Annotated in this window: 12 protein-coding genes, 1 pseudogene and 1 riboswitch; of the genes and pseudogenes, 7 read left to right on the plus strand and 6 right to left on the minus strand. The window is 69.4% G+C overall.

Going from position 1 to position 13,137, the window contains the following annotated elements:
- Positions 1 to 247, minus strand: a pseudogene (locus RCJ92_RS11900) (hypothetical protein); the annotation flags it as partial.
- A gap of 124 nt (positions 248 to 371) precedes the next feature.
- On the opposite strand from RCJ92_RS11900, the gene RCJ92_RS11905 reads away from it, so the two are divergent.
- Positions 372 to 1,142 (plus strand): CPBP family intramembrane glutamic endopeptidase, encoded by a 771-nt coding sequence (locus tag RCJ92_RS11905; RefSeq protein WP_446754668.1) that lies wholly within the window; start codon positions 372 to 374, stop codon positions 1,140 to 1,142.
- Positions 1,143 to 1,247: 105 nt separating this feature from the next.
- Here RCJ92_RS11905 and RCJ92_RS11910 read toward each other — a convergent pair whose 3' ends face one another.
- A complete protein-coding gene (locus RCJ92_RS11910; protein ID WP_446754669.1) occupies positions 1,248 to 1,892 on the minus strand; it encodes a VOC family protein in 645 nt (214 codons plus the stop codon).
- Between the two features lie 189 nt (positions 1,893 to 2,081).
- A riboswitch (SAM riboswitch) is annotated at positions 2,082 to 2,201 on the plus strand.
- A gap of 89 nt (positions 2,202 to 2,290) precedes the next feature.
- On the opposite strand from RCJ92_RS11910, the gene RCJ92_RS11915 reads away from it, so the two are divergent.
- The 3 genes from RCJ92_RS11915 (at position 2,291) to RCJ92_RS11925 (ending at position 6,255) form a co-directional block, all read left to right on the plus strand.
- Positions 2,291 to 3,637 carry a bifunctional o-acetylhomoserine/o-acetylserine sulfhydrylase gene (locus RCJ92_RS11915; RefSeq protein ID WP_138175243.1) on the plus strand — a complete coding sequence of 449 codons (1,347 nt, stop codon included), beginning with the start codon at positions 2,291 to 2,293 and terminating at the stop codon, positions 3,635 to 3,637.
- Positions 3,638 to 3,641: 4 nt separating this feature from the next.
- A complete protein-coding gene (gene metX, locus RCJ92_RS11920; RefSeq protein ID WP_446754670.1) occupies positions 3,642 to 4,772 on the plus strand; it encodes a homoserine O-acetyltransferase MetX in 1,131 nt (376 codons plus the stop codon).
- A 160-nt stretch (positions 4,773 to 4,932) separates the two neighbouring features.
- Positions 4,933 to 6,255, plus strand: coding sequence for a glycosyltransferase 87 family protein (locus RCJ92_RS11925; protein WP_446754671.1), 1,323 nt, complete (start codon positions 4,933 to 4,935; stop codon positions 6,253 to 6,255).
- 96 nt (positions 6,256 to 6,351) lie between these two features.
- Here RCJ92_RS11925 and RCJ92_RS11930 read toward each other — a convergent pair whose 3' ends face one another.
- Positions 6,352 to 7,200 carry an SGNH/GDSL hydrolase family protein gene (locus RCJ92_RS11930; RefSeq protein ID WP_138925819.1) on the minus strand — a complete coding sequence of 283 codons (849 nt, stop codon included), beginning with the start codon at positions 7,198 to 7,200 and terminating at the stop codon, positions 6,352 to 6,354.
- Between the two features lie 87 nt (positions 7,201 to 7,287).
- Here RCJ92_RS11930 and RCJ92_RS11935 point away from each other — a divergent pair, with 87 nt between their 5' ends.
- A complete protein-coding gene (locus tag RCJ92_RS11935) occupies positions 7,288 to 7,932 on the plus strand; it encodes an alpha/beta hydrolase (protein WP_246049748.1) in 645 nt (214 codons plus the stop codon).
- 6 nt (positions 7,933 to 7,938) lie between these two features.
- Here the strand turns inward: RCJ92_RS11935 and RCJ92_RS11940 are convergent, their stop codons facing one another.
- A complete protein-coding gene (locus tag RCJ92_RS11940; protein ID WP_138175232.1) occupies positions 7,939 to 8,169 on the minus strand; it encodes an RNA-binding S4 domain-containing protein in 231 nt (76 codons plus the stop codon).
- Positions 8,170 to 8,347: 178 nt separating this feature from the next.
- Between RCJ92_RS11940 and RCJ92_RS11945 the strand changes: the two genes are divergently transcribed.
- Both RCJ92_RS11945 and RCJ92_RS11950 read left to right on the plus strand, forming a co-directional pair.
- Entirely contained in the window at positions 8,348 to 9,733 is a 1,386-nt protein-coding gene (locus RCJ92_RS11945) for a glycine--tRNA ligase (RefSeq protein ID WP_446754672.1), read from the plus strand.
- A gap of 4 nt (positions 9,734 to 9,737) precedes the next feature.
- Entirely contained in the window at positions 9,738 to 10,658 is a 921-nt protein-coding gene (locus RCJ92_RS11950) for a GNAT family N-acetyltransferase (protein ID WP_138175228.1), read from the plus strand.
- 89 nt (positions 10,659 to 10,747) lie between these two features.
- Here RCJ92_RS11950 and RCJ92_RS11955 read toward each other — a convergent pair whose 3' ends face one another.
- Entirely contained in the window at positions 10,748 to 11,746 is a 999-nt protein-coding gene (locus tag RCJ92_RS11955; protein ID WP_446754673.1) for an LLM class flavin-dependent oxidoreductase, read from the minus strand.
- Between the two features lie 159 nt (positions 11,747 to 11,905).
- The coding region (locus RCJ92_RS11960) for a DUF5671 domain-containing protein (RefSeq protein ID WP_446754674.1) at positions 11,906 to 13,137 on the minus strand (1,232 nt) is incomplete at its 5' end.

Raw genomic sequence — 13,137 nt, forward strand, 5'->3', positions numbered from 1 at the left:
TCCGATCGCGCAGCGCGGTGGGCACCTGCCAGGCAAGGCGTGCGGGGACGGCCCGGTGCAGGGCCACGCTGCGGGGCATGGCCGCGCTGGCCTGCGGGGTGCGGGCCATGTGGATCACCGCCTGCTCGTTGCCCAGCAGCACCCGGTGGAACTGCCCGCCTTCCTCCACCCGGGCCCCTTGCCAGGACAGCTGCGGGGCCAGGCGCCGGGCCAGGGCCAGTTCGGCATCGGTGGCGGCTCGACTCACGGGTTCTCCCTAGGTGTGTGGTGGGCGGGGCGGCGCCCGGACCTGCGGGCCGAGCGGTTCCAACGCTATCGCAGCCACCGCGGTGCTTCAGCCCGAGCACAGCGGGCGCGCATAGGATCAAGGGGTGCAAAGCAATCTGGCAGACGGCCCGCGGCAGGCGGGGCCGCTGAAATTCGAGATCTTTTTGGTGCTGGCGCTGTCGCTGGGCCAAAGCGCGGTGTATTCGATCGTCAGCTTCCTGGACAAGGTGACCCGTGCTCCGCTGGGTGAGCAGACCACCTCGATGAACAACCCGCTCAGCGCCCGGCCCTGGTTCGATCTGACCTACCAGCTGCTGGACATCGCCTTCGCCCTGGTGCCGGTGGCGCTGGCGCTGTACTTCATGGCGCGCAGCCTGGGGCTCGGGCCGCGGCAGGTGGGGTTCGATTTGCGCCGGCCCGGCCGGGACGCGGCCTGGGGCGTCGGCTTGTTCCTGGCGATGGGGCTGGGCACCCTGGGCCTGTACGCGGCGGGGCGGGCGCTGGGGCTGACCACCGCGCTGTCGGTGGCGAACCTGGAGGGGAATTGGTGGACGGTGCCGGTGCTGCTGCTGTCCGCGGCCCGCCATGCGGTGCTGGAGGAGGTGCTCATGCTGGCCTTCCTCTTCGCCCACGGCCGGGCGCTGAAGATCGCCCCCTGGGCGCTGCTTCTGGGTTCGGTGCTGCTGCGCGGCAGCTACCACCTGTACCAGGGATTCGGGCCGTTCATCGGCAACGCGGTGATGGGCGCCGTGTTCGGTTGGGTGTACCTGCGGTGGGGGCGGGTGATGCCGCTGGTGATCGCGCACTTCCTGCTCGACGCGGTGGGCTTTGTGGGCTTCGCGCTGATCGGTCCGGCGATCGGGATCGGCGGCTGAGGCGGCCGCCCGGCCTTTGCGCCGCGGCGCCGGCGGGTTAACGGACCAGGGGCAGGGGGCGAACCCTCGCGGTTCACGCCCTGCCCCTGATCCTTGCGTCCTTGGCTACAGCACGACCTCGCCCTTGGGGGTCTGGAAGGTGACCGAGAGGATGCCCGGGGTCCCGTTGGGGGACTGGTAGCTCATGGTGACCTCGCCCAGCTGCACCTCATCGGGCTTGCCCAGCCACTCCAGCACCCGGTCGCGGGAGCCGGCGATGGTGATCTCATCGATGAAGCCCACCGGGTCCAGGGCGCGGGAGGGGTGCAGGTCCTCGGTGCCGTCGTCCCAGCGCAGCAGGTAGGGCACCTGCGGGTCGGCGATCAGGCCCTTGATCCCGATCTGCTGCCAGGTCAGTTCGCGCCCGTCGGGGAACTTGCGGTTGCCCGGCACAGCCTGGCGGCCCAGCCGCTGCTCGGCCTGGCCCATCTCATCTAGGGACACGCACCAGCCCATCCAGCCCCCGCCCAGTTCGGAACGGGCGCGCACGGCCTGCCCGAAGGGGGCCTTGAGGCTTGCCGGGTGGTCCAGCACCTCGACGACTTCCAGGTACTGGTTGTGCTGCAGCGGAAAAATTACATTGCGAGTTCCGAATCGTGGGTGGATCCCACCCTTGACGAACTCCAGGCCCAGGGCCTGGGAGATGCGTTCGGCGGTTTCCATCAGCCCATCGGGGCCACATGCATACGAAACGTGATCTAGCCTCATCATGCGATCATCATGCCATTTTTGTGATCCAAGTCTCGACTTAGGGTCGCCTAATTATTTCTCCAGGTGTTGACGTTCCGACCCGAACGTGCCAAGTGCGGTGCAAGGGGTGGGCTGTTGTGTGACCGATTGCGACGCCGCGGACGCAGCACCGATTGCATCGTCCGCCGCGCCTGCGGCACACTGGTGGCAGGTCATGAGTCCCAGCTACGAGCCCCGGCTTGCTGGGCGGCAACCCTCCAACCGCGGTGGGGTGCCCCGGGTGAAGACCTGGCCCTGCACACCTAGGTGTGCCAAGGACAAGCGCGGGTTACACCCTGAGAACTCACCGGCCACCGGCCTCTTAGGGTGAATTTCAGTGGTGTACCCCCGAATAGTCAACGAACTATGGGAGGAAAACCATGAGCGAAAACTGGTCATTCGAGACCCGTCAGATCCACGCCGGGCAAAGCCCGGACCCGCACACCGGGGCCCGGGCCCTGCCGATCTACCAGACCACCTCCTTCGAATTCCCCACCGCGCAGACCGCGGCCGAGCGCTTTGCGCTGCAGGACCTGGGGCCGATCTACACCCGCATCGGCAACCCCACCCAGGAGGCGGTGGAGAACCGGATCGCCAGCCTGGAGGGCGGGGTGGGTGCCCTGCTGCTGGCCTCCGGGCAGGCGGCCACCACGTTCGCGATCCTGAACCTGGCCGAGGCGGGGGACCACATCGTGGCCAGCCCCAGCCTCTACGGGGGCACCCAGAACCTGTTCAAGCACACGCTGCGCAAGCTGGGAATCGAGGTCAGCTTCGTGGCCGACCCGGACGACCTGCAGGGGTGGCGCGCCGCGATCCGCCCGAACACCAAGGCGCTGTTCGGAGAGGTGGTCTCCAACCCGCGCCAGGACGTGCTGGACATTGCGGCGATCGCGGACATCGCCCACGCGGCCGGCGTGCCGCTGCTGGTGGACAACACCCTGTCCACCCCCTACCTGATCCGCCCGATCGAGTCCGGCGCGGACATCGTCATCCACTCGGCCACGAAGTACCTGGGCGGGCACGGCACCGCGATCGCCGGGGTGATCGTGGATTCGGGCAACTTCGACTTCGGGGCCGACCCGCAGAAGTTCCCGGGCTTCAACACCCCGGATGAGTCCTACAACAACCTGGTCTTCGCCCGCGACCTGGGCGTGGACGGCGCACTGGGGGCGAACCTGGCCTACATCCTCAAGGCGCGGGTGCAGCTGCTGCGCGACCTGGGTTCGGCCGTGTCCCCCTTCAACGCGTTCTTGATCGCCCAGGGCCTGGAAACCCTGTCCCTGCGCATGGAGCGCCACGTGGCCAACGCCGTCCAGGTGGCCCGCTGGCTGGAGGCGCACCCGCAGGTGCAGCAGGTCTCCTACGCCGGGCTGCCCTCCTCCCCGTGGTACGAACGCGGCCGCAAGTACGGGCCGAACGGGGTAGGCGCGATCGTCTCCTTCGACGTGGCCGGCGGGGCCGCGGCCGGCCAGGCGTTCGCCGATGCGCTGGTGCTGCATTCGAACGTGGCCAACCTGGGGGACGTGCGCTCCCTGGTGGTGCACCCGGCCTCCACCACCCACGCCCAGCTCAGCGACGCCGAGCAGCTGGCCGCGGGGGTGCGTCCGGGGCTGGTGCGCCTGAGCGTGGGGCTGGAGAACGTCAAGGACATCCTGGCCGACCTGGAACTGGGCTTCGCGGCCGTGGCCGCCCGCCAGACCGACGAGACCCTGGCCGAAGCGCGCTAAGCCGATGACTGCGATCGCAAGGACCGGGCGGCCGGCCACCCGCACCGCCGTGCACGGCATGAGGCGCCGAGCGGCGGTGGGGGAGTACGGCTTTGAAACCGGCGGCTACCTGCCGCAGGTGGAGCTGGCCTACGAAACCTGGGGGGAACTGGACACACAGGGCTCCAACGCGGTGCTGATCACCCACGCGCTGACCGGCGATGCCCACGTCAGCCGCGGGGACTCGGACTTCGACGGCTGGTGGGAGGACTTCGTGGGCCCCGGCAAGCCGATCGACACCAACCGCTACCACGTGGTGGCGGCGAACATCGTCGGCGGCTGCAACGGCAGCACCGGGCCGGGCAGCCTGGACGCCAACGGGCGGGCCTGGGGTTCGCGTTTCCCGTTCACCACCATCAAGGACTCGGTGCACCTGGAGGCCCGGCTGGCCGACGCGCTGGGGATCGAGACCTGGCACGCGGTGATCGGCGGGTCGATGGGCGGGGCACGCGCCCTGGAGTGGGCCGTGCTCTACCCGCACCGGGTGCGCAACCTGGTGGTGATGGCCGCCTGCGCGCAGGCCAGCGCCGAACAGATCGCCTTCGCCCAGGTGCAAAGCGAATCGATCCGGCTGGACCCGCACTTCGCCAACGGGGACTACTACCACACCGGGCGGGCGCCGGACGCCGGGCTCGGGGTGGCCCGGCGCCTGGCGCACGTCACCTACCGTTCCGAGGCCGAGCTGCAGCAGCGCTTCGGACGCAGGGGGCAGGGCCAGGAGGACCCGCTCGGGTCGGCCAGCTGGCCGCGCGGACGCTACATGGTCGAAAGCTACCTGGACCACCAGGCGGCCAAGCTGTCCCGGCGTTTTGACGCGAACAGCTACCTGGTGCTCACCGAGGCGCTGATGAGCCACGACGTGGCCCGCGGGTTCAGCTCGCTGGAGCACGCCCTGGCCCGGCTGGCCGGCGTGAACACGGTGATCGCCGCGGTGCGCAGCGACCGGCTCTACCTGCCAGAGCAGTCCGAGCAGCTGGCCGCGCTGATTCCCGGCGCCGCGCCGGTGCACTACATCGACTCGCCGATCGGCCACGACGGGTTCCTGACCGACGCGGTGCAGCTGGCCGGGGTGCTGGCCGAGCGCGTGTTCACCTAGCCGCCCTGCGACGCAGCAGCTTTTTTGCGCGCGCCGGGACATCCACCATTATGCGGTGGACGTCCCGGCGCGCACTGCGTTAAAGCTCCCGGATTGTGCGGCGGCGGTGCCGTCGCCGCGGCGCCGTCCCCGCGGCGGCGGACCCCCATAGACTTGTCGGGTGCCTTTAGAGAATCCTGGACTTCAAGCCTCCATCACGCCGCGCCAGTGGCTGTCCCTGTTCCGCCGACCCTGGTTCCTGCTGAGCCTGGCCGCCGCGCTGGGGATCGTGTTGCTGGCCTCCCCGCTGTACGGGCTGGACTTCCGGGTGTACCGCGAAGGGGCGAAGGTGCTGTTCGCCGGGCTGAACGAGCGCTCCTTGTATGACCCGATGCCGCAGGAACTGGGCACCCGCGGCCTGCCGTTCACCTACCCGCCGTTCGCCGCCGCCCTGTTCCTGCCCTTCGCGCTGCTGCCCGCGACGCTGGGCATGGTGCTGATCACCGCCACCACGCTGCTGTGCCTGGTGGGGGCCGCGCTGTTGACGGTCGGCTACATCCACCGCCACGGGGCGCTGGGCTGGTTCGCCCACACCCAGCTCCGCCGCGGCCTGGCGGTGCTGCTGGCCATCACGCTAATCGGGGTGAGCGGGCCCTGGCGGGACAGCCTGGACTTCGGGCAGATCAATGCGATGATCATGGCGCTGATCGTGATCGACGTGGTGCGCCCGGGCCGCTGGCTGCCGCGCGGGGTGCTGATCGGGGTGGCCGCCGGGATCAAGCTCACGCCCCTGGCGTTCGGGCTGATCTTCCTGGCCCGCCGGGATCTGCGCTCGCTGTTCAGGATGGCCGGCGGGTTCGCCGCCACCATCGCCGTCGGCTGGCTGGTGGCCGGAGGCGAGTCGATGACGTTCTGGTCCTCGCTGCTGGAATCGGCCACCCGGGTCGGGGACCCGGCCGCGATGTACAACCTGTCGCTGAACTCGCTGCTGTTCCACCTTGGGCTCGAGGGCAGTGCCCAGAAGCTGGCCTGGGCGGCGGCCTGCCTGGGCATGGTGCTCCTGGGGTACGCGGCGATCCGCCTCGCGCAGCGGCGCGGGGACGTGCTGGCCGCGATCAGCGTCAACGCGCTGGTGATGCTGGCGATCTCCCCGGTGTCCTGGTTCCACCACTGGGTGTGGATCGCGTTGGGGCTGCCGGTGGTGTGGGTGGCCGCCTGGCGCCGCCGCGGGATCGCCCGCGCCCTGGGCCGGGGCCTGTGCCTGGTGCTGGTGCTGGCGTTCTCGCTCTCCTCCTACGCCTGGACGATCCTGGTGGCCGGTAAGATCTTCAATTCCGGGCCCTGGGGCTGGGAGATGTATTCCAGCCTCGGGCTGCTGGCCTCGCTCACCGCCGTGGCCGGGGCGCTGGTCACCCGCCAGCAACCCGCGCCGCCCGCGGACGCGGAGGCCGGGGCCGGCGCCGGAACGGTGCCGGCCAACCAACGGCCGGGCACCGGCCGCTAAAGGCCGGGTAAACCGGCAAAAGTCCTGCCGGGCACCTTCCAAAAGGTGCCCGGCAGGACTTTTTCGCATTCGCCTGCCGGCTGGCGCCGGCGGCAGCTACTTCCCGGCGCCCAGGGATTCGTTCGGGGCCGGTTCGGTGAACGGGGTGGGTTCCGGGCGCTTGGGGGTGATCCCGTCCCCGGAGGACTGGTGGCGCAGCCGGCGCAGCACCCACGGCGCCAGGTGTTCACGCGCCCAATGCAGGTCCTCCAGCCGGGCGGTGCGCCAGGTGCGGGTGTCCGGCTCGAAGTTCACCTCAAGATCCAGGGTGTGCGGCACGTTCAGCGCGTCCAGGGCCATCGCGGCAATCCGCTGGTGCCCGAGCGGGGAGAAGTGCAGCCGGTCCTCGGACCACATGGCCGGGTGGTGCAGTTCGCGCAGCGCCCACATGTCGGCCACGATCGCATCATGGCGGGCGGCCACGGTACGGATGTTCTCGTTGTAGATCGCCACCCGGCCGCGGATTCCGCCCAGCACCGGGGTGTCACGGATGTCCGGGCCGTTGAAGATCAGCAAGGTGGCCCCTGAGGCGGCCAGGGCCCCGACCGCTGCATCGAGCTGCTCGGCGATCCGGTCCGGGTCCCCGCCGGGGCGCAGCACGTCGTTGCCGCCGGCGCAGATGCTGATCAAGTCGGGCTTCAGGGCGATCGCCGGGTCAATCTGCTCCTCGACGATCTGGGCGATCAGCCGTCCGCGGATGGCCAGGTTCGCGTAGGCGAAGTCCTCGACGCTGGAGCTGAGCTGTTCGGCCAGCCGGTCGGCCCAGCCGCGGTGGCGTCCCGGGTTGTTCTCATCCGGGTCCCCGATGCCCTCGGTGAAGGAATCACCCAGCGCCACATAGCGGCGCCAGGGATGGGCGCCGGGGTTGCCGGTGCCGGCTGGTTCTACGTCTGGATTCTGTGACACACACAGTATGTTACTAGTCAGTCACCTACAGTCAATGGCCGGACCCCGATCCCGGGCTGCGCTAGGCTGGTGGGCACTATGGACCCGATGACTTCCGCCCCCGTTGCCCTGATTTCCCGTTCCGAAACCGAGCGGGCCGGCACCCCGCTGCTGGTGCTGCTGCACGGCTATGGCTCCAATGAACAGGACCTGATGGGGCTGCTGCGCCTGCTGCCCGAGGAATTCACCTATCTTTCGGTGCGCGCCCCGCTGCCCGCCGGCCCCGGATACTCCTGGTTCCCGCTGAACCAGGACATCGACTATTCGCTGGATGCGGTGGAGGCCAGCGTCCAGGCGCTGTGGCAGTTCCTGGCCCCGCAGCTGCAGCAGCATTCCTCGCTCAGCCTGCTGGGCTTCTCCCAGGGCATGGCGATGGCCACCTCGCTGGCCCGCTACCGGCGGGAGGCGGTCACCGCGGTGGTGGGCCTCTCGGGATTTGTGGTCCAGGCGCCGGATTCGCAGGTCTTTGACGACGCCAAGCTCAAGGCCGACCCGCTGCCGCTGTTCTGGGGCAGGGATGTGGCCGACCCGGTGATCACCCCGCAGAAGGTGGAGTACACCATGGGCTGGGTGCAGCAGCACGCTAAGCTGACCCACCACACCTACCCGCAGATCCAGCACTCGGTGTGCGCCGAGGAGCTGGCAGACGTCAGCGCGTTCCTGCGCGCCCACGTGCTGCAGCAGGCCAAGTAGCCGCAGCTAACCGGCGCGCTGCACCTGCACGCACTGCCCGTGCACGCACACGGTTTCGCCCCCGCGCAGCTGGGCGCCGCGCCGGGTCTCCACCTGGCCGTCCACGGTGACCAGGCCCTCGGCTATCAGCTCCTTGGCATCCAGGCCGTCCTCGGCCAGGTTCGCCAGCTTCAGCAGCTGGCCCAGGCGGATGGATTCGTCGCGGATTTGGATGGGGAAGATCTCTTCGCTGCTCATGCCTCCATTCTCGCCCATCCCGGCGCGGGACGGGGCACCGCGGCCCGGAAGGTGAGTTCCACATCTCACGTGAGCTACTCAATGCGGTGCCCCGGGGATGGGGAGGATAGGCTGGGAAGGTATGTTTTTCCCCCTGCGGACCGCAACCAGCGGCCTCGTGAGTACCCATGGAGTTGATATGGCGCCACAGTCCAAGCTTGATCAAGTCATTTCCCTCGCCAAGCGGCGCGGTTTCGTCTTTCAGGCCGGTGAAATCTACGGCGGTTCCCGCTCCGCATGGGACTACGGGCCCCTGGGCACGGAACTGAAGGAGAACATCAAGCGCCAGTGGTGGCAGGCATTCGTGCGCGGCCGCGAGGACATGGTGGGCCTGGACTCCTCAATCATCCTGCCCAAGGCCGTCTGGGAGGCCTCCGGGCACGTGGCCACGTTCACCGACCCGCTGGTGGAGTGCACCAACTGCCACAAGCGCCACCGTCAGGACCACCTGATCGAGGCGTTCGAGGCCAAGAAGGGCCGCGCCCCGAAGGACGGGATGAGCGAGATCGCCTGCCCGGACTGCGGAAACAAGGGCCAGTTCACCGAACCGCAGCTGTTCTCCGGCCTGGTCAAAACGTACCTGGGCCCGGTGGACAACGAGGCCGGGCTGCACTACATGCGCCCGGAAACCGCGCAGGGCATCTTCGTGAACTTCGCCAACGTGCTCACCGCCAGCCGCAAGAAGCCGCCGTTCGGCATCGGGCAGATCGGCAAGGCGTTCCGCAACGAGATCACCCCGGGCAACTTCATCTTCCGCACCCGCGAGTTCGAGCAGATGGAGATCGAGTACTTCACCGCCCCGGAGGAGGCCAAGGAGCACTTCGACGCGTGGGTGGAGACCTGCTGGAACTGGTTCCTGGACCTGGGCATCAACGAGGAGAACCTGCGCCGCTTCGACGTGCCCGAGGACGAACGCGCCCACTACTCGGAGGCGACCATCGACTTCGAGTACCGCTTCGGCTTCGCCGGCTCGGAGTGGGGTGAGCTGATGGGCGTGGCCAACCGCACCGACTACGACCTGGCCTCGCACACCAAGGCCTCCGGCGTGGACCTGAGCTACTTCAACCAGGCCACCGGCCAGCGCTACACCCCGTACGTGATCGAACCGTCCTTCGGGCTGACCCGTTCGATGATGGCCTTCCTGGTCGACGCGTACACCGAGGACGAGGCCCCGAACACCAAGGGCGGGGTGGACAAGCGCACCGTGCTCAAGCTCGACCCGCGCCTGGCCCCTGTCAAGGCCGCCGTGCTGCCGCTGAGCCGCAACGCCGAGCTGTCCCCGAAGGCCAAGGAGCTGGCCAGCGAGCTGCGCCGCCGCTGGAACATCGACTTCGACGACGCCGGGGCGATCGGGCGCCGCTACCGCCGCCAGGATGAGATCGGCACCCCGTTCTGCATCACCGTGGACTTCGACACCCTGGAGGACCAGGCAGTGACGATCCGCGAACGCGACACCATGGCCCAGGAGCGCATCGCACTGGATAAGGTCACCACCTACCTGTCCGAGCGGCTGAACGGGGCCTAGGGCAATGGCAGAGGTGAACTTCCGCCCCTGGCGTGCCGGCGATGACCTGCAGCTGCTGCAGGTCTTCGGCGACCCGCGCTCCCCGCAGGCCCACCAGGACCGCACCATGCTGCGCGCGGACTCCGACGCGCCGTTCTCCCGCTGCCTGGTGGCCACCGTCCAGGACGTGGCCGTGGGCGCCGGGGTGGTGTTCGCCTCCTCCCTGCACCCGCAGCGGCTGTGGCTGTTCGTGGAAATCGCCCCGGCCAACCGCCGGCAGGGCATTGGCCGGGAACTGGTCCGGCGGCTGCGCGCACTCATCCCGGGCGACCAGCCCGGCGAGCTCAAGGCCCGCTACACGGTGACCCCGGGGGACGCGGCCGAAGCCGCCGCCGGGTTCTGCGCGGCACTGGGCCTGAAGGAGATCCAGGTGTCCCGCGATGTGATCCTGGAGCCCGGGGCGCTGGCCGAACCGGACTTCGAAACCAACGAGCGGGTGATCGAGGACCTGGCCACCGGCAGCGTGGAGCTGACCAAGCTGGTCATGGACTTCTACAACGCCACCCACCAGTGGGACCCGGCGCAGATGACGCTGGGTTCGGCGCAGCGGATGCTGCTTGATGAGCACACCGGGGCGCAGGCCGCCCTGGTGTTGCGCGACCGGCCCAAGGCCCAGGGCGGGAACATCCTGGCCTTCGCGGTCAGCTACCTCCCGGCCCGGGAGAATGCGCCCAGCGACGTGCTGGTTGGGCACAACCCGGCGTTCAGCGACGAGGACGTGGCCGAGGCGGTGCGGGACATGGTGGCGATGCTGATCCACCAGTACCCGGTGAAGCTGGAGGTCGATTCCTCGATGTTCGTGCTCTCCTCCCTGGTGGACGCACTGGCCGGGGTGGAGCAGGCCACGGTCATCTCCACCACCCACATCCTGGCCTCCGACGCCTAGCTCCGGCTGCCCGGAGGCAGGAAAACAACAGAGGGACCCGAACATTCGGGTCCCGCCGCTGTTTCAAGCTTCCGGCGTGGGCCTGGGCGCTACTTCCAACCGAGCTGGCGCACCACCTGGCTCAGGTTCGTCATGACCTCTTCGTTGTACTCCACCCCCAGCTGGTTGGGCAGGGCGAAGAGCAGGTAGTCGGCCTCGTTCATGGCCGCGTCCCGGACGAATTGTTCGGCCAGCTCATCCAGCGACCCGGAATAGGTGGGTCCGGAGCGGGCCCGGCGTCCGTCGAGCACCCCCACCGAGTCCCCGGCCTCGCGGCGCCCGAAATACAGTTCGTCCAGGTCGGTGATGACCGGGAAGGCGCTGCGGGTCACCGCGGTCATCCCGCCGGTGCTGTGCCCGGAGTCCGCGTAGGACTGCCGGTACTGCTCGAGCTGATCGGCCTGGGTCAGGTGGAAGGGGCGCCCGTCATCCTCCAGCAGCAGCGTGGAGGAGAGCAGGTTCATGCCCTCCTGGCCGGCCCAGAAGCCCGAGCCGATGGTCGCCGCGCCCCACCAGATCCGGCTGCTCAACCCCGGGGAGACCGGCGCGATCGGCACCAGCTCATCACCCTGGCTGGGATGGGCGATGCCCTGCCCGGCGATGGCGGTCCGGAAGCGTTCGGCCCGTTCCCGGGTGTTCTGCGACCAGTCCTGCCCCTCGGGCAGCTCGAAGCCGAACTGCTGCGGCCCATCCACGACGGCAGAGGGCGCGCCGCGGCTGATGCCCAGCTGCAGGCGGCCATTGGAGACCGCGTCCACGATCCCGGCCTCCTCGGCCATGTACAGCGGATTCTCATAACGCAGGTCCACCACACCGGTGCCGACCTCCAGGGTGCTGGTGCGGGCGGCCATGGCCGAGAGCAGCGGGAACGGCGCGGAGAGCGAATGGGCGAAGTGGTGCACACGCACCCAGGCGCCGTCGAAACCGGCCCGTTCGGCGGCCTGCGCCAAATCCACCATCTGGCGCACCGCGGCCGGGCCGTCGGGCACCGGCGAGGTGGTCGAGCCGCCCCAATGGCCGAAACTGAGGAAACCGATCTTCTTGGTCATCACATCTTCCGTTCGCTGATCAACCGCCCCGGGCGGGCTGTCACTCGGGTTAAGCTCTTTTCACCCAAGTTTCATTCCTGCTTAGTCAACTACCGATTGCTTGTGGAAGATCGACGTGAACAAGGTGAGCGGCGCCGCATCCGGGTCGTGGTCCGCCACCTAGTGAAGGGGGATGAGGCGCGGCTCGGTCCCCTCGGCGATGACCAGCACGCGGGCCGTGTCCTGCGGCAGGCGCTGCAGCTGCTGCACCAGCAGCGGCAGCTCCGGCACCGACGCGGCCGGAAGACTCTGGCGCAGGTGCTGGACCGGCAGCCCGGTCGCGGCCGCCAGCTGTTCGGCCAGGGCGGCGTGGGCCGCATCGGTGACCAGCAGCACGGCCGGGGTGCGTTCCGCCGCCGGGGAGGGCGGACTGGCGGTGCCATGCGCCAGGGCTTCCCGGTCGGCGCGCCACAGCGCGAAGTGGTAGGCGAACACCGCGGCGGTGGCCAGCAGCAGCCCCAGCGGAGCCCGGATCTTACCGAGCAGGCTCGTCCCGGACGGCCCGGTGCCCAGGTAGTAGTCGAAGATCTGGTACACCAGGGCCAGCAGCGCACCGAGCGCCACCACGGCGCTGGCCCCGAAGAACACCACCAGGTACACCTTGCGGGCCTCGGGGTCCGCGGCCCGGCCCGGGCGCCAGTAGAACAGCCAGGGGAGCAGCCCGCACAACAGCAGGGCCAGGCCGACCCGCAGCAGATCGGCCGGATGATTGCCGGACAGGGAGGGGGAGAAGGTGGCCAGCAGTGCATTGATGACCATCCCAAATCCGGTTGCCGCGACCGCCAGGCTGATCCCGGCCAGCACCTGGCGCCCGGCCTCGCGCAACCGTGGAGCACCGGTGCCCAGCACCCCGGCCAGGTACGCCCACACCAGGCTGCCGGAGAGGGCAAAGCCGGCGGCGACCGGCAACCGGTCAGCCAGCCGGTCGGTGAACGTATCCAGGTGCAGCGGCAGCAGCACCTCCACCACGAACACCAGCCCCAGCAGTCCTGCCAAAAACGCCGCGGCCACCCCGGCCACCAGCATCACCTGGGCCAGCGCCCCCGGCTCGACGCGCACGCCCAGCCCGAACCAGTGCCAGGCCCACGCCACGGCCCCCAGCAGCACCCAGACCCCCAGATTCGCCAGTTGTGCCAGCGGACCGGCGGAGGGCAGGAGTTCACCGCCGCCGGAAGCCCCCAGCGCGGCCACCGCGGTGCGCAGCAGCGAGGCCAGGCTCAGCGCCGCCACCAGCAACACCCCGTAGCAGCCCACCACCCAGCCCAGGGAAGGCAGCCGGGTCGGGGCCAGCCGCGCGGAGCGCAGCACCCGGTGCTGCCACATCCACAACAGCCCCCAGGCCGCGGCCGTGC

The sequence above is a fragment of the Glutamicibacter sp. BSL13 genome (assembly GCF_052928425.1).

What these genes read in the sequence shown, in the direction of transcription:
- RCJ92_RS11955 (WP_446754673.1), bottom strand. Translation starts at nt 11,746, where the DNA reads ATGACCAAGAAGATCGGTTTCCTCAGTTTCGGCCATTGGGGCGGCTCG.
- RCJ92_RS11945 (WP_446754672.1), top strand. Translation starts at nt 8,348, where the DNA reads ATGGCGCCACAGTCCAAGCTTGATCAAGTCATTTCCCTCGCCAAGCGG.
- metX (WP_446754670.1), top strand. Translation starts at nt 3,642, where the DNA reads ATGACTGCGATCGCAAGGACCGGGCGGCCGGCCACCCGCACCGCCGTG.
- RCJ92_RS11935 (WP_246049748.1), top strand. Translation starts at nt 7,288, where the DNA reads ATGACTTCCGCCCCCGTTGCCCTGATTTCCCGTTCCGAAACCGAGCGG.
- RCJ92_RS11940 (WP_138175232.1), bottom strand. Translation starts at nt 8,169, where the DNA reads ATGAGCAGCGAAGAGATCTTCCCCATCCAAATCCGCGACGAATCCATC.
- RCJ92_RS11915 (WP_138175243.1), top strand. Translation starts at nt 2,291, where the DNA reads ATGAGCGAAAACTGGTCATTCGAGACCCGTCAGATCCACGCCGGGCAA.
- RCJ92_RS11910 (WP_446754669.1), bottom strand. Translation starts at nt 1,892, where the DNA reads ATGATGAGGCTAGATCACGTTTCGTATGCATGTGGCCCCGATGGGCTG.
- RCJ92_RS11950 (WP_138175228.1), top strand. Translation starts at nt 9,738, where the DNA reads ATGGCAGAGGTGAACTTCCGCCCCTGGCGTGCCGGCGATGACCTGCAG.